Annotated in this window: 10 protein-coding genes (1 of these 10 running past the window's edge); 5 read left to right on the top strand and 5 right to left on the bottom strand. The window is 70.5% G+C overall.

What is annotated here, in order from left to right:
- Nucleotides 1–79: 79 nt before the first annotated feature.
- Nucleotides 80–640 carry a hypothetical protein gene (locus tag OV427_RS36450; RefSeq protein ID WP_267860834.1) on the bottom strand — a complete coding sequence of 187 codons (561 nt, stop codon included), beginning with the start codon at nucleotides 638–640 and terminating at the stop codon, nucleotides 80–82.
- A gap of 508 nt (nucleotides 641–1,148) precedes the next feature.
- On the opposite strand from OV427_RS36450, the gene OV427_RS36445 reads away from it, so the two are divergent.
- Nucleotides 1,149–2,684 (top strand): hypothetical protein, encoded by a 1,536-nt coding sequence (locus OV427_RS36445; protein WP_267860833.1) that lies wholly within the window; start codon nucleotides 1,149–1,151, stop codon nucleotides 2,682–2,684.
- A gap of 9 nt (nucleotides 2,685–2,693) precedes the next feature.
- On the opposite strand, the gene OV427_RS36440 is transcribed toward OV427_RS36445, so the two are convergent.
- Entirely contained in the window at nucleotides 2,694–3,506 is an 813-nt protein-coding gene (locus OV427_RS36440) for a LytR/AlgR family response regulator transcription factor (RefSeq protein WP_267860832.1), read from the bottom strand.
- Nucleotides 3,499–4,629 (bottom strand): sensor histidine kinase, encoded by a 1,131-nt coding sequence (locus tag OV427_RS36435; RefSeq protein WP_267860831.1) that lies wholly within the window; start codon nucleotides 4,627–4,629, stop codon nucleotides 3,499–3,501. The genes OV427_RS36440 and OV427_RS36435 overlap by 8 nt, the downstream gene beginning before the upstream one ends.
- Nucleotides 4,630–5,035: 406 nt before the next feature.
- Between OV427_RS36435 and OV427_RS36430 the strand changes: the two genes are divergently transcribed.
- Nucleotides 5,036–6,031: a S1 family peptidase gene (locus tag OV427_RS36430; RefSeq protein ID WP_267860830.1), complete on the top strand. Its 996-nt coding sequence runs from the start codon at nucleotides 5,036–5,038 to the stop codon at nucleotides 6,029–6,031.
- Between the two features lie 61 nt (nucleotides 6,032–6,092).
- Here OV427_RS36430 and OV427_RS36425 read toward each other — a convergent pair whose 3' ends face one another.
- Nucleotides 6,093–8,132 (bottom strand): fused MFS/spermidine synthase, encoded by a 2,040-nt coding sequence (locus OV427_RS36425; protein ID WP_267863526.1) that lies wholly within the window; start codon nucleotides 8,130–8,132, stop codon nucleotides 6,093–6,095.
- Between the two features lie 176 nt (nucleotides 8,133–8,308).
- Here OV427_RS36425 and OV427_RS36420 point away from each other — a divergent pair, with 176 nt between their 5' ends.
- Together OV427_RS36420 and OV427_RS36415 are read left to right on the top strand one after the other, a co-directional pair.
- On the top strand, nucleotides 8,309–9,772 hold the full coding sequence (locus OV427_RS36420) for a hypothetical protein (RefSeq protein ID WP_267860829.1): 1,464 nt from the start codon (nucleotides 8,309–8,311) through the stop codon (nucleotides 9,770–9,772).
- A gap of 19 nt (nucleotides 9,773–9,791) precedes the next feature.
- Nucleotides 9,792–10,031 carry a hypothetical protein gene (locus OV427_RS36415; protein WP_267860828.1) on the top strand — a complete coding sequence of 80 codons (240 nt, stop codon included), beginning with the start codon at nucleotides 9,792–9,794 and terminating at the stop codon, nucleotides 10,029–10,031.
- On the opposite strand, the gene OV427_RS36410 is transcribed toward OV427_RS36415, so the two are convergent.
- On the bottom strand, nucleotides 9,959–10,825 hold the full coding sequence (locus OV427_RS36410; protein WP_267860827.1) for a spermidine synthase: 867 nt from the start codon (nucleotides 10,823–10,825) through the stop codon (nucleotides 9,959–9,961). The genes OV427_RS36415 and OV427_RS36410 overlap by 73 nt on opposite strands.
- Nucleotides 10,826–11,123: 298 nt before the next feature.
- On the opposite strand from OV427_RS36410, the gene OV427_RS36405 reads away from it, so the two are divergent.
- Nucleotides 11,124–25,131: the start of a non-ribosomal peptide synthase/polyketide synthase gene (locus tag OV427_RS36405; protein WP_267860826.1), read on the top strand. 18,836 nt of this gene lie beyond the right edge of the window; only the first 14,008 of its 32,844 coding nucleotides appear in the window; its start codon is at nucleotides 11,124–11,126; the stop codon falls past the right edge of the window.

Here is a 25,131-nt window from a genome sequence, read left to right as displayed (position 1 = left end):
TCACGCCTGGCCCGGCTTCAGTCCACTTCACCCACCGCCAGCGGCCTCGCGAAAGGCCGCTGGCGGTGCGTGGCTCAGCTCACTGAAAGTTGGTGACGATCTGCGTCTGGCACGTGACCGGGTCGATGAAGGACCGGGCCGCGTCGACGGTGCAGACGGCGCCGCCGTAGGTGCCGAAGAAGACCGTCGCCGCGCAGCTACCGCCGACGTCGCTGACCTCCACCCGCCAGACGCACGTCGGGCCGACGGCCGGATTCGCCGGGTTGGCCGTCCAGTAGTACTGCTGGGCGATCAGCGGGGCGGGGGCGGGGGCGCTGACCTGGAACCCGCAGAGCGACCCCGGCGGGCACGGGTAGGGAGTGAACACGCCGTTGAACGTACCCGTCACGGTCTGGAGGCCCAGGTAGAGGGTGGAGAGGGTCTGGTTCTGCACGAAGAGGTTCTCCAGGGCGGGGCCAATGGACTGCCCGGGAGCTCCGCGCAGCACGGGAAGCTGGACCCCCTCCTCACGGAGGCTGACGTACTCGCCACGCTCGGAGAGGAGGTCGGGGAACCCGTACTCGACCTGTCCGGCGAGCGCGATGGACGGAGTGAGGGCCAGCAGCGAGACAGCCAGGAAACGCTTTACGTTCCTCGTCATGGACTTCTCCTGAGTTGATTGTGCGGGGTTGGCCGGAGCCAATGCCTTACTAACATCGCCATTAATTCAATTGCAAACTCAAACGAGCAATTCATGGAGTTCCAATGCGTATGAACGATTTCGCCCCAGACGCGTTGCCCATTCTCTTGAATGTCAGACTAAGGGGTTTCCACATTCTGAGCTCAGGCGCATTGCCCATTCGCTTGAATGTCAGACTACGGGTTTCCCACGTCCTGAACAAAGACACACACTGCGTCGCTTGACGGAGATGCAAGACCGCCTCTGTCAAAGCCATACGCATCCTCCCTGGGAGAAGCCCATGACGAGGAACATGAAGCGTTTCCTGGCCGCCCCTGTCGGACGTCCCGTTGACCTGCCACCTCGGGAACTGGACCGACACGCCTCGCGTGTCTCCATTCGCCGCGCCGGGCCTACCGTTCGCCGCGCCCCACCGGCCGTTGGCAGCATGGGGCGGAAGCGGTCCTTCGCACCGCGCCATCCTGGCGCCATGCGAAGAACCGTCCTGCTTCCCCTCCTCTCCCTGCTGCTGCTCACCCTCCCCGCCTCCGCCGCTGACGACGCCCGGGCCCGTGTCCAGGCCGCCGCCGAGGCCATGGGCGGCGAGGCCCGGCTCCGGGCCTTGTCCAGCCTGCGCATCCAGGGCATCGGCCACTGGAACCTGCTGGAGCAGTCCGAGCGCCCCTCCGCGCCCTGGCTCGTCATGTACGAGCAGGTCGACGAGTTGCGCGTCCCCTCCCGCCACCGCCTGCGCCAGAAGACAGAGAGCCGGGGCGCGGCGGGACTCGGTACGTGGCAGTCATTGACGGTGCTGATGGACGGCGACGTCGTCGCCATGGAGCGCGACGGGCAGGTGCGCCCCACCAGCGGCGCCCAGCTCCAGGACATGCGCGAGCGACTCGACTTCGCTCCCGAGCGGGTGCTGCTCACCGCCCTGGACGCCGCCGACCTGCGCTCCGCGCCGGACACGGCACTGCAGGACGTGCCGCACCACGTGGTGACGTTCCACCACGGGAGCGCGGCGGTGCGCCTCTTCCTCAATGCCAACACGGGTCTGCCCACGCTGGTGGAGACCGAGGACGCGCACCCGGCTGACATGTTCTGGAGCGTCTGGGGCGACGTGCGCACCCGGCTGTTCTTCCAGTCCTGGTCGCTGGAGGCCGGAGGGCTGCGCTACCCGCGCAACTGGGAGTGGCAGCGCAATGACACCAGCTACCACGCCTTCACCCTGACGGCGCTGGAGGTGGACGCGAAGGTGTCCGACGCGGACTTCGCTCTCTCCGACGACGTGCGCAAGGCCTTCGCGGCCCGCCGGGACATGACGGTGAACGACACCCCGCTGGGCCATCCGAGCCGCCCCGCCATCGAGCTGGCACCGGGCGTGGTGCACCTGCCCGGCCGCTGGGACGTGGCCCTGGTGAAGCAGGAGGACGGGCTGGTAGTGATTGAGGCACCCATCGCTTCCGGTTACTCGGCGCGCGTGCTGGAGGAGGCCGCGAAGCGCTTTCCCGGCGTGAAGGTGAAGGCGGTGGTGTCCACCAGCGACGCGTGGCCCCACGTGGGCGGCCTGCGCGAGTACGCCGCGCGCGGCATCCCCGCCCACGTGCTGGACCTCAACCGTCCGCTGGTGGAGCGGCTGCTGAAGTCGCCCCGGACGCGGGTGCCGGATGCGCTGGCGAAGGCGCCCCGCGCGGCGAAGCTCCAGGGCGTGGGCCGCCGCACGACGCTGGGCACGGGGACGAACCGGTTGGAGCTGATTCCGGTGCGCACCGAGACGGGCGAGCGGATGCTCTTCGTCTGGCTGCCGGAGCACCACCTCCTCTACACCAGCGACCTCGTGCAGCCGGGCCAGGGCGGCGGCTTCTTCAACCCGCAGCAGCTCTCGGAGACCGTGGACGTGGCGGCTCGCGAGAAGCTCGACGTGGCGCGCGCCTTCGGCATGCACCTGGGCGCGACGGAGTGGAAGGCCCTCACCGACGCGGTGGAGAAGGCCCGCGCTCCGGCGACGGCTTCGACAACGCCCTGAGCGTGCGCACTATCGGGCCCGGCCCAGCCGGCGCTCCAGGTGCTCGCGGCGGTTGCGGCTCACCCGCAGCCGCTGCCCCGTGTGCAGCACCACCAGCAATTCCGTGGGCGAGGCGTGGTGCAGCTCGCGGATGCGCTCCACGTTGACGATGGCCGAGCGGTGGATGCGCACGAAGCGCTCCGCGTCGAGTCGCGCTTCCAGCGCCGCGAGGCTCTCGCGCAGGACGTGCTCCTGGGCGCCCACGTGCAGCGTGACGCAGTAGTCGTCCGCCTCTATCCAGTCGAGGTCCGCGACGGAGACCAGCACGGAGCGGGTGCCCACCTTCACCAGGAGGCGGCCCGCGGACTCGGCCGGACGCTCGGACCTGGGCTCCGACGGGGGTGCGGGGACTGGAGGCGCGGGCGTGTCCGCGAGCAGGCCCGCGAGCCGGCGGCCCAGTTCCACCGCCTCGCCCTGGCGCAGCCGCTGCCGGGCTCGGTGCAATGCCTCGTCGAAGCGCTCGTCCGCGAAGGGCTTCACCAGGTAGTCCACCGCGTGCACGTCGAAGGCGCGCACGGCGAAGGCGTCGTACGCGGTGATGAAGATGACCGCGGGCATCTGCCCCACGCCCACCTCGCGGATGACGCCGAAGCCGTCCAGCTCCGGCATCTGCACGTCGAGCAACACCAGGTGCGGCCGCAGCTCGCGGATGGCCGTCACCGCCTCGCGCCCGTCGCGACACTCCCCGCACACCGTCACCTCGGGGTGCCGAGACAGCGCGTGACGCAGGCCCCTGCGGGCCAGCGGCTCGTCATCCACCAGCAGGACGCGCAGCTCAGCCATGGGCATGCTTCTCCGCGGAGGCGGTGCTGTCCTCTCGCAGCGGCAGCAGGACGGTGGCCACGGTGCCAATGCCTCCTGCCACACTGGCCACGCTGACGCGCCCGGCGTCTCCGTAGAGTTGGGCCAGCCGGGCGCGCGTGTTGGACAGACCGATGCCGGGGCTGCGCTCCAGCTCGAAGCCCGCCGGCAGTCCCGGCCCGTCATCCATCACCGCCAGCTCCAGCACGTCGCCCTCGCGTCGGGCACGGATGCGCAGCACGCCCGCCGCCGAGCGCATGGACACGCCGTGACGGATGGCGTTCTCCACCAACGGCTGGAGCACCAGGTTCGGCACGCGCGCATCCAGCACACCCGAGTCCACGTCCCAGTCCACGCGCAACCGGTCCTGGAAGCGAAGCTGCTGAATCTCCAGGTAGCGCGACAGCACGGCCACCTCGTCGCGCAGGGGCACCTCCTGCGTGGCCCCCTGCTGGAGCAACCGGCGGAGGATGTCGCTGAGCAGCACCAGCATCCGGGCCGCCGTGTCCGTCTCCTGCTCACGCACCAGCACGACGATGGCGTTGAGGGTGTTGAAGAGGAAGTGCGGGTGAAGCTGCGTCTGCAACGCCTGCAGGCGGGCCTCGGCGAGCTGCACCGAGAGCGCCGCGGCCTGCCGCTCGTTCTCCCGGGCGCGCCGCTGCGAGTCCACCGCATACGCCACGCCCACCACCGCCGCGTACGTCATGGCCATCATGGGCATCCAGCCCAGCCAGTAGCGCAGCACCACCAGGGGCAGCGGCGGCAGGTTGGCCATGGCGGGCATGAACGCCACGTGGCACAACGTGTACACCAGCGCGAAGAGGCCGCCGACGCCGAGGCACGCGGCCAGGTGCCCGCCGACGGCGCGGGCCTTCAACGGGAGCCCCAGGCGCAAACGGCGCGACAGGTGGACGAGCGCGGGCGTGGCGGGCAGCCACACGTACCAGGCCGGGAGCTGCGAGGCGAAGGCCCGCCACAGGGGCAGCGGCTGCGGCCCGAGGCGGCTGAAGAAGTACGTCTCCACGGCGGCGAGCGTCGCCGGCACGGTCCACACCGAGGCCAGCCACGCCCACCGTCGCCACGCACGGGGCGATGCGTTCTCCATGGAGGGCAAGATGCCCGGGAGTCTACCTCACGTCGACGGCGCGGTGCGGGCGGGAGACTCGGGGTGGGCCGCGAACCACTCGAACAGCGTGGAGGCGGGCCTCCGCGGACGGCCGCTGGAAGCCCTCCCACAGGTAGCGCCACTCCAGCTCGGTGAGCGGCAGCGGTCACGTGCTGGGCATCGCGGCGCTCTCGTGCCTCGTCGTGTGGGCATCCAGGCAGAGCGGCCTTCGACTGCCGATTGCCGCACTCAAAAAAGACGTACGCGACTTCCGGCGGGTCATTTCGTTCCAGAACTAGAGGCACCCGCCAGACCTTGCTCCTGGCGTGGCCCCGTCGCCCATGGCGATGCCTGGAGGAACACACCCATGTCGAAGGTCGGAATCTCTCTGTCTAGGTTCGGAGTGTTGCTTGCGTTCGCCCTCGCGGGATGTGACACCGCGGAGCAGGCGCCGCAGGTGCCCGGCGAGGACGTCGCGCTCGAGTCCAGCTCGTCGGAAATCATCAATGGAACGGTCGACAACGGTCACCCCTCGGTGGGTCTCGTCTACCCGTCCGGCTGTACGGGCACGCTCATCGGCCGTCGCACGGTGATTACCGCCGCGCACTGCGTGGACTACCAGGGCCAGTACGGCAGCTTCTGTAGCAACAGTTATTGCCTCTCGGGCACGTATACCAAGCATCCCAACTACGACAGCGGCAACTACCACAATGACATCGCGGTGCTGAAGCTGAGCGGGGACTTCCAGGCGATGAGTGGCATCGTCCCCACCCGCATCGCCAACACCACCCCGAGCAACAACTCGACGGTCAACATCGTCGGCTTTGGCTGCACCGTCTGGGACACCAGCACCGGGTACGGCATCAAGCGGCAGGGCTGGAACGTCATCCACGACGTCGACCCGCTCACCATCCAGTGGGACAACAGCAGCGCGCGGCTGTGCCAGGGTGACTCCGGCGGGCCGGCGTTCCGCGGGGGTGACTGCCAGATTGGCGTGCACAGCCACCGCCAGGGCTGGACGGGTGGGCATGACGACGTCGCCACGCGCGTGGACGCCACCGCGGGTTGGGTGCGCAGCCTCGCCGCGGACACCTCCATCCTGAACTGCGGCCAGACGGTCTGCGGAGACGGGACGTGCCACCCCGGTGAGAACAACCTGAACTGCGCGAGCGACTGCCAGCCGGTCTGCGGCAACTGGCTCTGTGAGACGAACGAGTCCTCCACGTGCACCATCGACTGCCCGGTCTGCGGCGACGGCACCTGCTCGGACCTGGAGTACGGCATGTGCGAGGCGGACTGCGGCTACTGCGGCAACGGCCTGTGCGACCCCGGTGAGGAGTACTCCTGCGGCGGCGACTGCGGCATGTCGTGCGACTTCCCGCCCTGCCCCATCATCGAGTGAGAAGGCCTCATGGCCGGGGGCCGCCGCGCATCCCGCGGCCTCCGGCTCCGGAGCGGGCCCGCTACCAGCGCAGGGCCTGGAGCAGATTGACGTAGTCGTCCGTCCACACCCGGCGTGACAGCAGGTCCTCGGACGCACGCACCTCGCTCCATCCCAGGTGCTCGTTCAGCCACCGGGCCTGGAGTGGGCTCGAGGTGAGGGCGAACCAGCGGCTCGGGGACAGGCCCCGGTCCAGCTCCGCTTCGCTCAGTGACTCGGCGCCGCTGAGCGCGCACTGCAGCCCGAGCGACGCGCCCAGGCGGGTGAGCACCGGCGCCAGGTCGAACAGCCGGCTGGAGATGTGGAACAGCAGGAGCCCTCCGGGCCTCAGCTTGTGCAGGTACAGGCCGAGCGCCTCCCGCGTGAGCAGGTGCGTGGGGACGAAGTCGCTGGAGAAGGCGTCCAGGATGATGACGTCGTAGGCCTGCTCCTCCGCTTCCTGGAGGCGCAGCCGCGCATCACCGGTGACGACCCGCACCGCCGCGGCGCTCCTCCCGAGCAGCGTGAAGTGGCTGCGGGCGAGCCGCTCCACCTCCGGGTCCAGCTCGTAGAAGTCCCACTGCTCGCCCCCGCGCCCATAGGCGGCGAGGCTCCCGATGCCGAGCCCCACCACCGCCACGCGCGCTCGCGACGAGGACTCCGTGAGCACGCGGCCCACGGGCGAGCCCCGGTGGTAATACAGGAGGGGCTCGCCCCGGGCCTCCGCCGCGATTCGCTCCACCCCGTGCACCGTGCTGCCGTGCTGGAACATGCGCAGCCCGTTCTCGTCCTTCACGGTGTAGAGGCCGTAGAACGTCCGCGCACCGTCGACGCGGCTGTGCAGCAACTTCACCGCCGCGAGCGCCAGGATGCCCGCCATGGCCACCGCCGCCCCCGCCGCCAGCAGTGGCGCGCGCCGGTGACGGGCCTCGCCCCGCTCCTTCAGCGCGACGTCCCGCGCGAAGAGCGCCGCCAGCACGAGCAGCCCCGCCACGCCGTAGTCCACGTAGGCCATGGCCAGCGAGCCCAACAGCAGCGGCACGCCCAGCACGATGAGCGCCGTGCCCAGCCAGCCGCCCACGGAGATGTGCAGGTAGTACGAGCCCAGCAGGCGCGGCTCCTCGGGCCGGCACCGCGCCAGGCTCGCGTGCAGCAGCAGGCAGGCCACCCAGAGCACCGCGCCGTGGAGCGCGAGCGACGGGAGCACCGAGGGGACTCGCAGCAGTGCCGCCACGGCCGCCCCCGCCGCCACCACCAGCCCCGCCATGCACAGGCGGTGGAGCCGCTCGGGCGTCAGCGGGCTCCGCGCGAAGCTGAGGATGAGGGTGAGCAGATAGAGCGTGAGCGGGACGATCCACAGCAGCGGCATGGACGCATCCAGCGTGAGGACGTTCGTCACCGCCATCAACAACGCGTTGGCGCTCGCCGCGAGCATCAGCCACGCGAGCCTCGCGGTGAGGCTCGTCCGGGGCGCCGGTCCGGAGACAGTGACCGCAGCGCCTCCGGAAGTCGCGTCCGCGGGCCGCACCGTCCGGATGCACAGCGCGGTGAGCAGCACGAAGGCGCCGTAGGCGGCGTACCAGACGCCGAGCTGCGCGCGCGTGTCGAGCGCCGGCTCCACCAGGAAGGGGAAGGTCAAGAGCGCCAGCAGCGCGCCCGCGTTGGACGTACCGTAGAGGAAGGTCGGGTCGTTGCGGGCCGGGTGCCCGGTGCGCGTGAGCCAGCCCTGGGCCACGATGCTCGTGGTGGACAGCGCCAGGAAGGGCCAGCCGAGCGACAGCACCAGCGTGACGAGGATGGCCACGATGGGAGGCAGCGCCACGCTCGTCAGGTGGAAGGGGAACGTCACCACCGGGAACAGCACGAAGGCCAGGTGCGCCCAGCGGTAGCGCCCCGACAGCACGTGGGACGACAGCCGGCCCGCGTACAGGTAACCGAGTAACAGGACGCCCTGGTAGAACATCATGCACGTCGTCCACACCGCCGCGCTGCTCCCATACGCGGGCAGCAGCAGGCGCGCGACGATGAGCTCCACCTGGAACAGCAGGAACGAGCCCAGGAAGACGAACCCCTGGAAGCGCATGCTCACGGGCGGAGTCGGGAGGCGGAGGGGCGCTTTCATTGCGTGCGCGGGAAGATGACAGAGGCCCGCCTCCCACGGCCAGAGACCCACCGTCCCCCGGACGCAACTTCCGCGCGCCCCCCCCGATAATCAGTCACCACCCCCAGTGGGAGTGCCAGGACAGGAGTCGAGGGGACATGGGCAACATGCGGATTGGCGAGCGCGTCACGCGGACCTCCACGGGACAGGTGGAAGAGGTCCAGCCCAACGAAGTCGAAGTCCAGGCGCCCCCTCCCCCACCGCAGCTGGCGCCCGCCCCGAATTCCGCCGCACGGGAGCGAGAGCGGGACACCTACACTCCGGCCCGGGCCGCGCGCGCGAACCCCGCCCGGGTGCCGCCCCCTCCGGCCCGTCCTCCCGAGGAGGCGCTGCGCGGGGACCCGGGGTTCACCCGGCTGGGCGAGGCCACCCAGACGGCCGTCCTGGAGCGCGCGCGGGCGGCGGGCAACTCTCCCATCGCCCAGCAGAACCTGCGTGAGCTGGCGACGAATGACGGCTTCGCCCAGCTCCCGCCCTCGAACCAGCGGGCGATGCTGGACCTCCAGGGCCAGGCGCCGGTCGACCGCCAGCTCACCGAGCAGCTCGGCGGCCTGGCGAGCAATCCGAACTTCCGCGGCCTGGATGAGGCGACCCGGAACAACGCCCTGGGCCAGCTCTCCCGTCACCCCAATGACCCGGCCGCGCGGCAGACGCTCACCCGGCTCGCGACGTCGCCGGGGTTCGCGAGCATGCCCGGCGCGGACCAGAACCGGCTCCTGAACCTCGTCGGTGGCACCAACGTCCTGTCCAACCCGGCCCGGCAGGCGCTGGACGGAGTCATGGGCAGCGCCGCGTTCCAGGGGGCGAATGCCCAGGGACAGCAGGCCCAACTGAACGACTTCCTCACCCGGCAGCCGGCCGCGCCGCGCGTCGTCTCGGGCCTCCATGGCCCCACGCCGCAGCCCCGCCTGCAGACCACCACCATCTTCGGGCCCACCCAGGTGCCCAACCACAACTTCAGCTCGGGCACGGCCGCCGCCAACCGCTACGAGGTGGAGTTGGACGGGCGGCGCATCCCCGTGTTCATGCCGCGCAACCCCAACCCGGCGAACGGCCACAGCCCCACCATCGAACAGGTCGCTCAGGGCCTCGCGGTGCTCCCGCCGGCCAGCCGCGCCCTCGTCAACCAGGTGAACGTGGAGCCGGGACAGAATCCGCAGGACGCGTACTGGCGCAGCCGCTACGCGAACGACCCCAACGCCCAGAACTTCCGCTCGTACATGACGGCGGGCGCGGATGGGAACATCACCATCTATCCGTCGCAGCACCCGCAGCCGCAGGCGGTCATCAACGACAGCCTCATCCACGAGACGGGGCACACGCTGTCGATGCGGCGCTGGGGCGATGACAACAGCGGCCGGCGCTGGGGCGACTGGCGCAACGCCATCCAGCGCGATGGCATCCGGCCCTCGAACTACGCGGCCAACGCTCCGGGGGAGGACTTCTCCGAGTCGCTGGTGCTCTACCAGCGCGTCCGCGGCACGCCCCAGGAAGCCGAGGTCCGTGCGATGATGCCGGAGCGCTTCCGCATCCTCGACCAGATGGTGGGTGGGGGGCGCTGACGCGCGGCCGGAGGCATCCTTGAGCCAGGCACCGAAGCACCCGGGCACCATCGTCTACATCGACGGGACGACGCAGACGGAGACCGAGCGGGTGGACATCTCCGAGGTCCCCGAGCCCCTGCGCTACGCCCCGACGAAGAAGGGGCTCGTCCCGGTGGTCAAGGTGGTTGCCTATACCGAGGGCAACTACCGGACCCTGCGTGAGTACGGCCCCGACGGAGAGTTGCTGCGCTCCACCGTGCAGACGGCGTCCCCCTGAGCCGCGGGGCCCTGATAGCGGCGGGCCATCCGGGTGCGCAGGTTGAAGGGTGTGCCCCACTCCCGGGTGAGCCTGTCGGCGCGCGCGTTCAGCTCCGCTCGGGAGCGCTTCGTCGCATCCGGGAGTCCGACCAGGACCTGGTTGGAGGACTCCTCCACGGTGAAGGCGTAGAGCTGGGCGAAGCTCTCCTTCCAGATGGGCGCCATGGAGGAGTTCACCCGGCCCTCCAACCTCAACACGTTGCCGACCACCACACCGCCCGGTGACAGGCGGGCGCGGGCCGCGAGGAGGAACTCCCGGGTGGCCAGCGGTGGCGGGATGCCACGGGGGTCGAAGGCGTCCAGGAGGATGGCGTCGTAGGACGGGCCCGGTGTTTCGATGAAGCGTCGCGCATCCGCCACGTGGGCCTGGAGTGCCGCGTCCTCACGGAAGCCGAAGTAGCGCCGGGCCACGTCCAACACCTCCGGGTGGAGATCCACCACGTCGAGGTGGGCCTGGGGGAGCACGTCGCGGAGGAACATCGGGACGGCGCCACCTCCCACCCCCACCACCAGGATGCGCCGGGGCTCGGCCACGAAGGCCAGCGCCGCCACCATGGCGCGCGTGTAGTCCGACTCCAGCCGCAGGGGGAAGCCTGGCCACACCACGCTCTGGGATGCGCCGAGCCAGCCGAACTGCAGGTACCGCCGGCCCTCGTCATCCTCGCTGACGACGAGGAGGCCGCCCGCCGACTTCGCCACGTGCAGGAGCCTGCGAGGGTGCTCGAGCGCGCGCGAGACTCTCGCCTGGGCCATGACCCCCCGCCGGGCCTGGCCCTCCGGCGGAGGGTGGCCCTGCTTCAGACGATGCCAGCGGGTGCGCGGAGCCCTCCAGGAGTCCGCGAGCCCTGTCTGGCCATCCTGGGGCATCCACATCACGGCGGGAGCATAGAGGAGATGAAGCAGCCAGCCAGCCATGGATGTGGAGGGAGGCCCACTGACGTTGCCCCATTTTCGCGGCCCACCCGCTGTGCGAAAAGGACCCCACGGGCCCCGGCAGACACGGGTAGCTCTCGGCCGGCCCTCCGCCTAGCGAGAAGGAACCACCTCCTTTATGGCTTTGTCCCCTGAGCAGAAGCGCGCGCGGCTCGCCGCGTTGCTGCGTGAGAAGAACCGTCAACCCGAGCGCGCCCCCACTTCCTTCGCCCAGGAGCGGATGTGGCTCCAGGAGCGCCTGGCCACCAGCAGCGCCACCCTCCACATCCCCGTCGCCGTCCGGCTCTCCGGCCAGCTGGATGAGGCGGCCCTGCGCCGCGCCCTCCACGAGCTGGTCCTCCGCCACGAGCCCCTGCGCACCACCTTCGTCGAGCAGGACGGCCGCCCCTTCCAGCTCATCGCCCCCGTCCTCGAGCCCTCCCTGGACGTGGTGGAGCTGCGGGACGTCCCCGACTCCGAGCGTGAGACGGAGGCCTGGCGCCGCCTGCACGAGGAGGCCCGCCGCCCCTTCGACCTGGAAAAAGGCCCGCTGCTGCATGCGGTGCTCTACCGGCTCTCCTCCAGCGAGCACGTGCTGCTGCTCACCCTGCACCACATCGTCACCGACGGCTGGTCCATGGGCGTCATGGTGCGCGAGGTGGCCGAGCTCTACGCGGCCTTCACCGCGGGCCGTCCCTCGCCCCTGCCCGCGCTGCCGCTGCAGTACTCCGCCTTCGCCTCCTGGCAGCGCCAGTGGCTGCGGGGTGAAGCACTGGAGACCCAGCTCTCCTACTGGCGCCAGCGGTTGAATCCCAACGCCGTCCTCCACCTCCCGGCCGACAGGCCCCGTCCCGTCACCCCTTCCGCCCGGGGCGCCCGTCACACCGTCTTCCTGCCGCTTCCCCTCACCCACGCCCTCAAGGAGCTGGGCGCACGCGACGGCCGCACCCTCTTCTCCGTCCTGCTCGCCGCCTTCAACGTCCTGATCCACCGCTACTGCGGCCAGGACGACGTCACCGTCGGCACCAATGTGGCCGGCCGCAACCGCGCCGAGCTGGAAGCCCTCATCGGCCTGTTCGTCAACACCCTCGCCCTGCGCACGGACCTGTCCGGCGACCCCTCCTTCTCGCAGCTGGTGGGCCGGGTGCACGAGACGGCCCTGGGCGCCTTCGCCCACCAGGAGCTGCCCTTCGAGAAGCTGGTGGAGGACCTCCAGCCCACCCGTCACCTGAATGTCTCGCCGCTGATCCAGGTGATGTTCGTGCTGCAGAACGCGCCGCTGCCGCCCGTGCAGCTTCCCGGCCTGCGGATGCACGCGCAGCCGGTGGACGGGGGCGCGGCCCGGTTCGACATGACGCTGGCTGCCGTCGAGGAACCTCGCGGGCTGCGGCTGTCGGCCGAGTACAGCACAGACCTCTTCGACGAGAGCACGGTGGCGCGGCTGCTGGGCCACTTCCACACGCTGCTGCAAGGCGTGGTGGCCCGGCCCGAGGCGCGCCTGTCCGAGCTGCCACTCATGGACGACGCCGAGCGCCGCCAGCTCCTCCAGGAGTGGAATGCCACCCGGGCCTACGCCCCGCCCGAGGTGGCCGTCCACACCCTCATCGAAGCCCAGGTGGAGCGCACTCCGGACGCGGTGGCCCTCGTCTTCGGCGAGGAGCAGCTCACGTACCGGCAGCTCGACGCGCGCGCCAACCAGCTCGCGCACCACCTGCGCACGCTGGGCGTCGGCCCCGAGGTGCTGGTGGGGCTGTGCGTGGAGCGCTCGCCGGAGCTGGTGGTGGGCATGCTCGCCATCCTCAAGGCGGGCGGCGCCTTCCTCAGCCTGGACCCGTCCCTCCTCACCGCGCGGCTCGCATTGATGCTGGAGGACTCCGGTCTCCAGGTGCTGGTGACCTCGGAGGACCTGCTCGACCAGCTCCCCGCGTCCTTGTCCTGCGTGCCGTGCTGCCTCGATGCCGACGAGCGCGCCATCTCCCGGCACCCCACCACCGCGCCCGGCGTGGACGTCCTCGCCAGCCAGTTGGCCTACGTCATCTACACCTCGGGCAGCACCGGCCGCCCCAAGGGCACCCTGCTGCACCACCGCGGACTGACCAACTGCGCTCTCGCCGCGGCCCAGGCCTACCGACTGTCCACGTCCAGCCGCGTCCTGCAGTTCGCCTCCCCGGCCTTCGACGCCGCCGTTTTCGAAATCTTCGCCCCGCTGCTCTCTGGGGCCACGCTGGTGCTGGCGCCCCGGGAGCAGCTGCTTCCGGACGCGCCGCTGCGCACACTGCTGCGCGAGCAGGAGGTCACGGCCGTCACCCTGACGCCCTCGGTGCTGGCGCAGCTGTCGCACGAGGAGCTGCCCCTGCTGCGCACCGTCATCTCCGCGGGCGAGGCACTGCCCGCCGAGGTGGCCCGGCGCTGGAGCCAGGGCCGCACCCTGCTCAACGCCTATGGCCCCACCGAGGTCACGGTGTGCGCCTCCATCACCCCGGAGTCCGTCTCCCCGTCCGAGCCCTCCATCGGCAAGCCCTGGCCCAACACGCAGCTGTACGTGCTGGACGCGCACCTGCGGCCGGTGCCCGTGGGCGTGCCCGGAGAGCTGTTCATCGGCGGTGTGGGACTGGCGCGCGGCTATCTGCGCCGCGCGGAGCTCACCGCCGAGCGCTTCATCCCCCACCCCTTCAGCACCGAGCCCGGTGCGCGCCTGTACCGCACCGGAGACCTGGTGCGCTGGCGGGCCAACGGCGAAGTCGAATACCTGGGGCGGACGGACTCGCAGGTGAAGCTGCGCGGCTTCCGCATCGAGCTGGGAGAGGTGGAAACCGCCCTGGAGGAGCACGCCTCCGTGCTCCAGGCCGTGGCCATGGTGCGCGAGGACGCGCCGGGGCTGCGGCGGCTGGTGGCGTACGTGGTGCCGGCACCCGGGGAAGCGCTGGACACGGCCACGCTGCGCGCCTCGCTCCAGCAGCGACTGCCCGAGTACATGGTGCCCGCCGCCATCGCCGTACTGGAGGCGCTGCCTCTCACCTCCAGCGGCAAGGTGGACCGCAAGGCCCTGCCCTCGCCGGAGGAGGGCGTCAGTCCCGCCGGCGTCTACGTCGCCCCGAGCACGCCCACCGAGGAGCGGCTGGCCGCGCTCTGGGCGCAGGTGCTGCACGTGGAGCACGTGGGCGCCCGCGACAACTTCTTCGAGATTGGCGGCCACTCGCTGCTGGCCACCCAGCTCATCTCCCGCATCCGTGCCACCTTTGGCGTGGAGCTGGCCCTGCAGGCCATCTTCGAAGCGCCCACGCTCTCCGCGCTCGCCCGCCGGTTGGAGGAGGCGCGGCCCGGGGAAGCCCCGCGGGCTCCGCCCCTGATGCCGGTGCCCCGGACGAGCGCGCTGCCGCTGTCCTTCGCGCAGCAACGGCTGTGGCTCATCGACCAGCTCGAGCCCGGCGGCTCCGCCTACAACATCCCCACCGTCCTGAGCATCCGGGGGCCCCTGGATGTGGCCGCTCTCGGCGAGGCGTTCACCGGTCTCGTCGAGCGCCACGAGTCCCTGCGCACCCTCTTCGTCACGCGCGAAGGCGAGCCTCTGCAGTGCATCCTCCCGGCCTCGGACTTCCCGCTGCCGGTGGTGGACCTGAGCGCACTGCCCGCGATGGAGCGTGAGACCCAGGCCCGACATCTGGCGGCGCAGGAGTCCCTGCGCCCGTTCGACCTCGCCTCGGGCCCGCTGCTGCGCGCCTCGCTGCTGCGGCTGGGCGCGCAGGAGCAGGTGCTGCTGGTGACGATGCACCACATCGTCTCCGACGGCTGGTCCATGGGCGTGCTGGTGCGCGAGCTGGTCTCCCTCTACGAGGCCTTCTCCTCCGGCCGTACTCCTCAACTGGCCCCCCTCGCTGTCCAGTACGCCGACTTCGCTTCCTGGCAGCGCTCCTGGCTGCAAGGCGACGTCCTCCAGGGCCAGCTCGACTACTGGAAGCAGCAGCTCTCTGGTGCTCCTGCCCTGCTGGAGCTGCCCACCGACAGGCCTCGCCCCGCCGTCCTCTCCCAGCGCGGCGCCCTGCTGCCCCTCCACCTGCCCCTTCCTCTGTCCGAGGCCCTCTCCTCCTTCTGCCAGCGTGAGGGCGTCACCCCCTTCATGGCACTGCTCGCCGTCTGGCAGCTGCTGCTGGCTCGCTACTCAGGCCAGGACGACGTCCTCGTCGGCTCTCCCATTGCCGGCCGTACCCGGGGCGAGACCGAGGGCCTCATCGGCTTCTTCGTCAACACCCTCGTGCTGCGCACCCAGCTGCAACCCCAGGCCACCTTCCGCGAGCTGCTCGCCCAGGTGCGCACCACCACCCTGGCCGCCTATGAGCACCAGCACCTGCCCTTCGAGAAGCTCGTCGAGGAGCTGCAGCCTCAGCGCAGCCTCAGCTACTCGCCTCTCTTCCAGGTCATGCTCGTGCTCAACAACGCTCCCCCCGCGGAGCTCTCCCTGGCGGGACTGTCCTTCCTGCCGCTGGAGCGTGAGGCCGAGGCCACCAAGTTCGACCTGACGCTCTCCCTGACCCAGACGCCCCGCGGCCTGACGGGGACCCTGGGCTACCGCACCAGCCTGTTCGACACCTCCACCGTCGCGCGCATGGTGGAGCACCTGCAGACCCTGCTGGAGGCCGCGCTCGCCTCGCCCGGCATGCGCGTGGGTGAGCTGCCCCTGCTCTCCCCTTCCGAGCGCACGCTGCTGCTCGAGTCCTTCAATACCGCGGCCCTGGACCTCGCTCCCCGGCGGTCGCTGCATGCGCTCATCGAGGAGCAGGCCGCGCTCCACCCCGAGCGGCCCGCGGTGGCGTGTGAGGGACAGGTGCTCACCTACGGTGAGCTGGATGCCCGCGCCAACCAGCTCGCCTGGCACCTGCGTTCGCTGGGCGTAGGCCCCGAATCGTGCGTGGCCCTGTGCCTGGAACGCTCCATCGAAATGGTGGTGGCGCTGCTGGCGGTGTGGAAGGCGGGCGGCGCCTATGTCCCGCTGGACCCGGCCCAGCCCGCCCTCCGTCTGCAAGCGTTGGTGGAGGAAGTCTCCGCTCCCGTGGTGGTGACGGTGTCGGCACATGCGGCTTCCTTCGCGTCCTCGCACGTGAGGTCGGTGCGGCTGGATGAGGACTCCAGCCTGCTCACGGGTCTGAGCACCGAGGCGCCTCCCTGCCAGGTGCATCCGGACAACGTGGCCTACGTCCTCTTCACCTCCGGCAGCACGGGCCGCCCCAAGGGCGTGGCTGTCTCCCACTCGCAGTTGCTCACCTACGTGCAGTCCGTGACGGAGCGGTTGGGACTGAAGGACTGCGCCAGCTTCGCCCTCGTCTCCACCTTCGTCGCAGACCTCGGCAACACCGTCCTCTTCCCCGCCCTGTGCACCGGCGGTCTGCTGCATGTGCTTCCTCAGGAGCTCGCCAGCAGCCCCGCCAGCGTGGCCGAGTACTTCCAGCTCCACTCCGTGGACTGCATGAAGCTCGTCCCCTCCCACCTGGCCGCGCTGCTCACCGCGGCACAGCCCCGCCACGTCCTGCCTCGCAAGAAGCTGGTGCTCGGCGGGGAGTCCTCCTCCTGGGCCCTCATGGACCAGGTCCGCGCGCTCGCTCCCGACTGCGAGGTCTTCAACCACTACGGCCCCACCGAGACCACCGTGGGCGTGCTCGCAGGCCGCGTGGAGCTGCCTGTTGCTGGCTCCGCTCCAGCCACCGTGCCGCTGGGCCGTCCCCTCGCCCATACGCGCCTGTACGTGCTCGACGAGCGCCTGCGGCCAGTGCCCCTCGGTATTCCCGGCGAACTGTTCATCGGCGGCGCCCAGGTGTCGCGTGGCTACCTGCATCGCCCCGAGCTGACGGCGGAACGCTACCTGCCGGACCTCTACTCTCCGGTGCCCGGCGCACGCATGTACCGCAGCGGCGACAAGGTGCGCTGGCTGGCGGACGGGCGCGTCGAGTTCATCGGCCGCGCTGACTTCCAGGTGAAGGTGCGTGGCTTCCGCGTGGAGCCGGGCGAAATCGCCTCCGTCCTGCGCGAGCACCCAGCCGTGCGCGAGGCACTCGTCGTCGCCCGCGAGGACGTCCCCGGTGACAAGCGTCTGGTGGCCTACGTCGTCGCCTCCGAGCCCGTGCCCACCGAGTCCCTGCGCGCCTTCCTCCAGGAGCGACTGCCGGCCTACATGGTGCCCTCGGCCTTCGTCGCGCTGGAGGCCATGCCGCTGACTCCCAACGGCAAGGTGGACCGCAAGGCCCTGCCCGTACCGGACGCCACGTCCTCCACTGCCGAGTACGTCGCTCCGCGCACGCCCACCGAGGAAATCCTCGCCTCCATCTGGGCCGCGCTGCTGCGCGTGCCGCACGTCAGCGTGCAGGACGACTTCTTCGCCATCGGCGGACATTCCCTCCTCGCCACCCAGGTGGTGTCGCGCGTCCGCTCCGTCCTCGGTATCGAGCTGCCCCTGCGCGCCCTCTTCGAGGCGCCCACCGTCGCCTCCCTCGCCGCTCGCATCGACTCGTCCCGCGATACCGCGACCGGCCTCGAAGCCCCCGCCAGCCTCCCCGTACCGCGCTCCGGGCCGCTCCCCCTCTCCTTCGCCCAGCAGCGCCTGTGGTTCATCGACCAGCTCCAGCCCGGCGGCGCTGCCTACAGCATGCCCCGCTTCGTGCGCATGGAGGGCCCCCTCGACGTGGCCGCCCTGCGCCGTGCCTTCGAGGAGTTGGTGCTCCGCCATGAGGCGCTGCGCACCACCTTCACCCAGCACGAGGAACAGCCCCTCCAGCTCATCGCGCCTCACGCCGAACTGCCGCTGGACGTCGTGGACCTCAGTGGCCTGGAGCCCCAGACCGCCCGGGCGGAGCTGGAGCGGCAAATGCGCGAAGACACGCTCAAGCCCTTCCACCTCGCCACCGGCCCGCTGGTGCGCGCCGGCCTGTGGAAGCTGGGCCCCGCGGAGCACGTGCTCTCGCTCAACATGCACCACATCGTCTCGGACGGTTGGTCCATGGGCATCCTCGTGCGCGAGGTGGTCGCGCTCTACGACGCCTTCGCTCACGGCAAGCCCTCTCCGCTCGCCCCGCTGGCGCTCCAGTACGCCGACTACGCCGTCTGGCAGCGCCAGTGGCTCCAGGGCGAAGTGCTCGAAGCCCAGCTCGCCTTCTGGCGGCAGCAGCTCTCCAGAAACGCTCCCCTGGAGCTGCCCACCGACAAGCCGCGCCCGGCCGTGCAGACCTTCCGCGGCGCCAGCGTGCCCGTCCGCCTCTCCCCCCAGCTCTCCGAGGCGGTGAAGGCGCTGTGCCAGAAGGAAGGCCTGACGCCCTTCATGGTGCTGCTGGCCTCCTTCCAGGTGCTGCTGTCGCGCTACTCCGGCCAGGAGGACATCTCCGTCGGTACGCCCATCGCGGGTCGCCAGCGCGGTGAGCTCGATGGGCTCATCGGCTTCTTCGTCAACACCCTGGTCATGCAGTCCAGGGTGCAGGGCCGCGACTCGTTCCTCCACCTGTTGCGGCAGGTGAAGGAGACGGCCCTGGACTCCTACACCCACCAGAACGTGCCCTTCGAGCGACTGGTGGAGGAGCTTCAGCCCGACCGGGACATGAGCCGCAGCCCGCTCTTCCAGGTCATCTTCGCCCTGCAGAACACCCCCAACGCCACGTTGCAGAGTCAGGATTTGACGCTGCGCCCGATGGAGGTGAACAACTCCTCCATCAAGTTCGAGCTGGAGCTCAGCCTCTCGGAGTCCCCCGACGGCTTCCGCGGAGTGCTGGGCTACAACACGGACCTGTTCGAGGCGGGCACCGTCACGCGCCTGGCGGAGCACTTCCTCACGCTGGTGCGGACGCTCGTGGCCCGGCCCGCGGCGCCCCTGGACTCCGCGGTCCTGCTGTCCGAGGAGGAGCGCCGACAGGTGCTGGTGGAGTGGAATGCCACCGCCACCGAGTACCCGCGCGGCTCCACCCTGGCGGAGGTCTTCTCGCAGGTCGTGGCCCGGTACGGGGACAAGGTCGCCGTCGAGTTCGGTGACTCGAAGCTCACCTACCGGCAGCTCGATGAGCGCGCCAACCCGCTCGCCTGGCATCTGCGTGGGCTTGGCGTGTCCACCGACTCCCGCGTGGCCATTGCCCTGGACCGCTCGCTGGAGCTGATTGTCTCTCTCGTCGCCATCCTCAAGGCCGGCGGCGCCTACGTCCCGCTGGACCCGGCGTACCCGCGCGAACGACTCGCCGCCATGGTGGAGGACGCACGTCCGAGCGTCCTCATCTCCACTCGTGAGCTGCTGGCTAAGCTGCCCACCGAGGGGCTGTCCACGGTGGTGATGGGTGAGGTGTCCCTGGAGAGCCAGCCGACTTCGGCACCTCCCATGGCCGCGCTGCCCCAGAGCCTCGCGTACATCGACTTCACGTCCGGCTCCACCGGCCGCCCCAAGGGCGTCGGGACTCCGCAGACCGCCGTGCTGCGCAGCGTCTTCGGTGTCGACTACGCGCACCTCGGCCCGGATGAAACGTTCCTGCTCATCGCGCCTGTCTCCTTCGACGCTTCCACCCTGGAGCTGTGGGCTCCGTTGCTCCATGGCGCACGTCTGGTGGTCTTCCCGCCGCACTCGCCTTCCGACCTGAAGGAACTGGAGTCGGTGCTGACGAAGCACGGCGTGACGACGCTGCACCTCACCGCGGGCCTCTTCACCCAGGTGGTGGACCACAACCTCGCTGCGTTGAGGAACGTGAAGCAGCTGCTCACCGGTGGTGACGTGGTGAGCGCGCCTCACGTCCGCCGCGTCCTCGAAGAGCTGCGCATCCCGGTGACGGACTGCTACGGCCCCACCGAGACCACGCTGTTCGCCGCCTGCTTCCGCATGACGTCCGTGGAGCAGGTGGGCACCTCCGTGCCCATTGGCCGTCCCATCGGCAACACGCAGGTGTACCTGCTGGATGCCTCTGGACAACCGGTGCCTGTCGGCGTCGTGGGCGAGGTGTTCATCGGTGGCGACGGCCTGGCCCGGGGCTATGTAGAGCAGCCCGCACTCACCGCCGAGCGCTTCGTCCCCGACTCCTTCTCCGGCGTCGCGGGTGCCCGCCTGTACCGCGCGGGAGACCTTGCTCGCTGGCGCAAGGACGGCGTGCTGGATTTCCTCGGCCGCGCCGACGCGCAGGTGAAGGTGCGTGGCTATCGCATCGAGCTGGCCGAAGTCGAAGCGGCGCTGCTCGCCTTCCCGGACGTGGCCCAGGCCGTGGCCCTGGTACGTGAGGACGTCCCCGGAGACAAGCGCCTCGTCGGCTACATCTCCGCTCCCGAGTCCCTCGATACGGCCGCGCTGCGTGCCGCCCTCAAGCAGCGGCTGCCCGAATACATGGTGCCCTCCGCCCTGGTGCGGCTGGACGCCATGCCGCTGACGACCAACGCGAAGGTGGACCGCAAGGCCCTGCCCGTCCCCGACTCGGCGCGGATGTCGACCGCCGAGGCGTACGTCGCCCCACGCAACCCCACCGAGGAGAAGCTGGCGGAGCTGTTCGCGGCCGTCCTGCGCGTGCCCCAGGTGAGCGTCACCAGCAACTTCTTCGAGCTGGGCGGCCACTCGCTGCTGGCCACGCAGCTCGTCTCCCGCATCCGCTCCGCGCTGGGCGTGGAGCTGCCCCTGCGCGCCTTCTTCGAGGCGCCCACCGTCGCAGTGCTCGCCGAGCGCATCCACTCCGCCAGGGCCGCCATCCAGGGGACGGCGCCCGCGCTCATCCCCGTGCCGCGCACGGAGCCGCTGCCGCTTTCCTTCGCCCAGCAGCGCCTGTGGTTCCTCGACCAGCTCGAGCCCGGCAGCGCCTCCTACAACATGCCCACCTTCGTGCGCATGGAGGGTGAGCTCCACACGGAGGCCCTGCGCAGCGCCCTCGCCGAGCTGGTGCGTCGCCACGAAGCCCTGCGCACCACCTTCACCCAGCAGGGGGACCAGCCGCTCCAGGCCATCTCCCCTCACGGCGCGCTGCCGCTGGAGACAGTGGACCTCAGTGCCCTGGAGTCGCGGGCCGCCCGCTCCGAGCTGGACCGACGGCTGCGCGCCGAGCTGCTCCAGCCCTTCAATCTGGCCACGGGCCCGCTGGTGCGCGCGCAACTGCTGAAGCTGGGCGCCACCGAGCACGTACTCGCGCTCAACCTCCACCACATCGTCTCGGACGGCTGGTCCATGGGTGTGCTGGTGCGCGAAGTCGCCGCCCTCTACGAGGCCTTCACGCAGGACCTGCCCTCACCGCTGCCGCCCCTGCCCATCCAGTACCCGGACTATGCCGTCTGGCAGCGCCAGTGGCTCCAGGGCGCGGTGCTCGACGAGCAGCTCGGCTACTGGAAGCAGCAGCTCTCCGGCGTCTCCACCCTGGAGCTGCCCACCGACAAGCCGCGCCCGCCCGTGCAGACGTTCCATGGCTCGCAGGTGCCCGTCTCGCTGTCGCTCGCCACCTCGAAGCAGCTCAAGGCGCTCTGCCAGAAGGAGGGCGCCACGCCCTTCATGGCCCTGCTGGGCGCCTTCCAGGTGCTCCTCGCCCGCTACTCCGGGCAGCAGGACATCTCCGTCGGCTCGCCCATCGCTGGCCGCCAGCGTGGAGAGCTGGAAGGGCTCATCGGCTTCTTCGTCAACACGCTGGTGCTGCGCACCCAGGTGGAGGACGGCGCGTCCTTCGTCCACCTGCTGCGCCAGGTGAAGGAGTCCTCGCTGGGCGCCTACGCCCACCAGGACGTGCCCTTCGAGCGACTGGTGGAGGAGCTCCAGCCCACGCGCGACCTGAGCCGCAGCCCCCTCTTCCAGGTCATCTTCGCGCTGCAGAACGCGCCCACGGTCTCGGCCCAGGGCAAGGGGCTGGTGCTGAGCGCGGTGGAAGTGGAGAACCCCACCACCAAGTTCGAGCTGCAACTCAGCCTGTCGGAGACCCCTGACGGCTACGAGGGCGCGCTGGGCTACAAGACCGACCTGTTCGAGCACGCCACCGCGCTGCGCATGGCGAGCCACTTCCAGGCACTGGTGGAGGCGCTCGTCTCACGGCCCGAGGCATCGCTCGGCGCGTTCTCCCTGCTGTCCGCGGCGGAGCGCCGACAGGTGCTGGTGGAGTGGAACGCCACCGCCTCCGAGTACCCGCGCGGCTCGACACTGGCGGAGGTCTTCTCGCAGGTCGTGGCCCGATACGGTGACAAGGTCGCCGTGGAGTTCGGTGACTCGAAGCTCACCTACCGGCAACTCGACGAGCAAGCCAACTCGCTCGCCTGGCATCTGCGTGGGCTTGGCGTGTCCACCGACTCGCGCGTGGCCATTGCCCTGGACCGCTCGCTGGAGCTGATTGTCTCTCTCGTCGCCATCCTCAAGGCCGGCGGCGCCTACGTCCCGCTGGACCCGGCGTACCCGCGCGAACGACTCGCCGCCATGGTGGAGGACGCACGTCCGAGCGTCCTCATCTCCACTCGTGAGCTGCTGGCTAAGCTGCCCACCGAGGGGCTGTCCACGGTGGTGATGGGTGAGGTGTCCCTGGAGAGCCAGCCGACTTCGGCACCTCCCATGGCCGCGCTGCCCCAGAGCCTCGCGTACATCGACTTCACGTCCGGCTCCACCGGCCGCCCCAAGGGCGTCGGGACTCCGCAGGCCGCCGTGCTGCGCACCGTCTTCGGTGTCGACTACGCGCACCTCGGCCCGGATGAAACGTTCCTGCTCATCGCGCCTGTCTCCTTCGACGCCTCCACCCTGGAGCTGTGGGGCCCGCTGTTGCATGGCGCGCGCCTGGTGGTCTTCCCGCCGCACTCGCCTTCCGACCTGAAGGAGCTGGAGTCGGTGCTGGTGAAGCACGGCGTGACGACGCTGCACCTCACCTCCGGCCTCTTCACCCAGGTGGTGGACCACAACCCCTCCGCCCTTCGCACCGTGAAGCAGCTTCTCACCGGCGGCGACGTGGTGAGTGCGCCCCATGTGCGGCGCGTGCTGGAAGGAATGTTCATTCCGGTGACGGCCTGCTACGGCCCCACCGAATCCACGCTCTTCGCCACCTGCTTCCGCATGACGTCCGCGGGGCAGGTGGGCACCTCCGTGCCCATCGGCCGCCCCATCGGCAATACCCAGGTGTACGTGCTGGACGCCTCCGGCCAGCCCGTGCCCTCCGGCATCACCGGAGAGCTGTTCATCGGCGGTGACGGCGTGGCCCGTGGCTACGTCGAGCAGCCCGCGTTGACGGCCGAGCGCTTCGTCCCCGACGCCTTCTCCGGCGCGCCCGGTGCCCGCCTCTACCGCACGGGAGACCTCGCCCGCTGGCGCAAGGACGGCGTGCTGGAGTTCCTCGGTCGAGCCGACGCGCAGGTGAAGGTGCGCGGCTACCGCATCGAGCTGGCCGAAGTCGAAGCCGCCCTCCTCGCCCACCCCACGGTGGCCGAGGCCGTCGCGTTGGTGCGCGAGGACGTCCCAGGCGACAAGCGTCTCGTCGGCTACGTCGTGGCCCCCGAGTCCCTGGACTCCGCCCAGTTGCGCGCCTTCCTCGCACAGCGGCTGCCCGAGTACATGGTGCCCTCCGCCGTGGTGCGGCTGGACGCCATGCCGCTGACGGCCAACGCCAAGGTGGACCGCAAGGCCCTGCCCGCCCCGGAGTCGCTGGCCTCCTCGGCCGACACCTACGTCGCCCCGCGTACCCCTACCGAGGAGCTGCTCGCCGGCCTCTTTGCCCAGGTGCTGCGCGTGCAGCGCGTGGGCGCCCGCGACAACTTCTTCGAGCTGGGCGGCCACTCCCTGCTGGCCACCCAGCTCATCTCCCGCGTGCGTTCCACCTTCGGCGCCGAGCTGCCGCTGCGGGCCCTCTTCGAGGCCCCCACTGTCGAGGGGCTTGCCGCGAGCATCGGCTCCGCGCCTGGAAGCCTTGCGCCGGCCATCGTCCGCGTACCGCGCACCGGCGCGCTGCCCCTGTCCTTCGCCCAGCAACGGCTGTGGTTCCTCAACCAGCTCGAGTCCGATAGCCCCGCCTACAACATCCCCTCCGCCCTGCGCGTGTCTGGAGCGCTGGACACCGAGGCCCTGCGACAGAGTCTCGAAGCGCTGGTGCACCGGCACGAGTCCCTGCGCACCACGTTCCGCGAGGACTCCGCGGGCCCCGTCCAGGTCATCGCTCCGTCCGCCGCCCTGCCGCTGGACGTCGTTGACCTGAGCCACCTGCCTGAAGACACGCGCCAGGCCGAAGTGCGCCGCTCGGCTGCCGCCGAGGCCCTTCGCCCCTTCGACCTCGCCTCCGGCCCGCTGCTGCGCACCTCGCTGCTGCGCCTCGCCTCCAACGAGTACGTGCTGCTGGTGACGATGCACCACATCGTCTCCGACGGCTGGTCCATGGGTGTGCTGGTGCGCGAGCTGGTCTCCCTCTACGAGGCCTTCTCCTCGGGCCTCACGCCTCAACTGGCCCCCCTCGCTGTCCAGTACGCCGACTTCGCTTCCTGGCAGCGCTCCTGGCTGCAAGGCGACGTCCTCCAGGGCCAGCTCGACTACTGGAAGCGGCAGCTCTCTGGTGCCCCGGCTCTGCTGGAGCTTCCCACCGACAGGCCCCGCCCCTCCGTCCTCTCCCAGCGCGGCGCTCTGCTTCCCCTCCACCTGCCCCTTCCTCTGTCCGAGGCCCTCTCCTCCTTCTGCCAGCGTGAGGGCGTCACCCCCTTCATGGCACTGCTCGCCGTCTGGCAGCTGCTGCTGGCTCGCTACTCAGGCCAGGACGACGTCCTCGTCGGCTCTCCCATTGCCGGCCGTACCCGGGGCGAGACCGAGGGCCTCATCGGCTTCTTCGTCAACACCCTCGTGCTGCGCACCCAGCTGCAGCCTCAGGCCACCTTCCGCGAGCTGCTCGCCCAGGTGCGCGCCACCACCCTGGCCGCCTATGAGCACCAGCACCTGCCCTTCGAGAAGCTCGTCGAGGAGCTGCAGCCCCAGCGCAGCCTCAGCCACTCGCCTCTCTTCCAGGTCATGCTCGTGCTGCAGAACACGCCGGCGGCGGGGCTGTCACTGCCGGGCCTGTCCTTCGTCCCCTTGGAGCGTGAGGCCGAGGCCACCAAGTTCGACCTGTCGCTCTCGCTGGCGCAGACGCCTCGCGGGCTGGAGGGCGCGCTCGGCTACCGCACCGACCTGTTCGACGCCTCCACCGTCGCGCGCATGGTGGAGCACCTGCAAACCCTGCTGGAGG

Source organism: Pyxidicoccus sp. MSG2 (assembly GCF_026626705.1).
Taxonomy (GTDB): domain Bacteria; phylum Myxococcota; class Myxococcia; order Myxococcales; family Myxococcaceae; genus Myxococcus.
The sequence above is the reverse complement of the archived record's forward strand: the minus strand, read 5'-3'. Positions and strand labels throughout refer to the sequence as shown.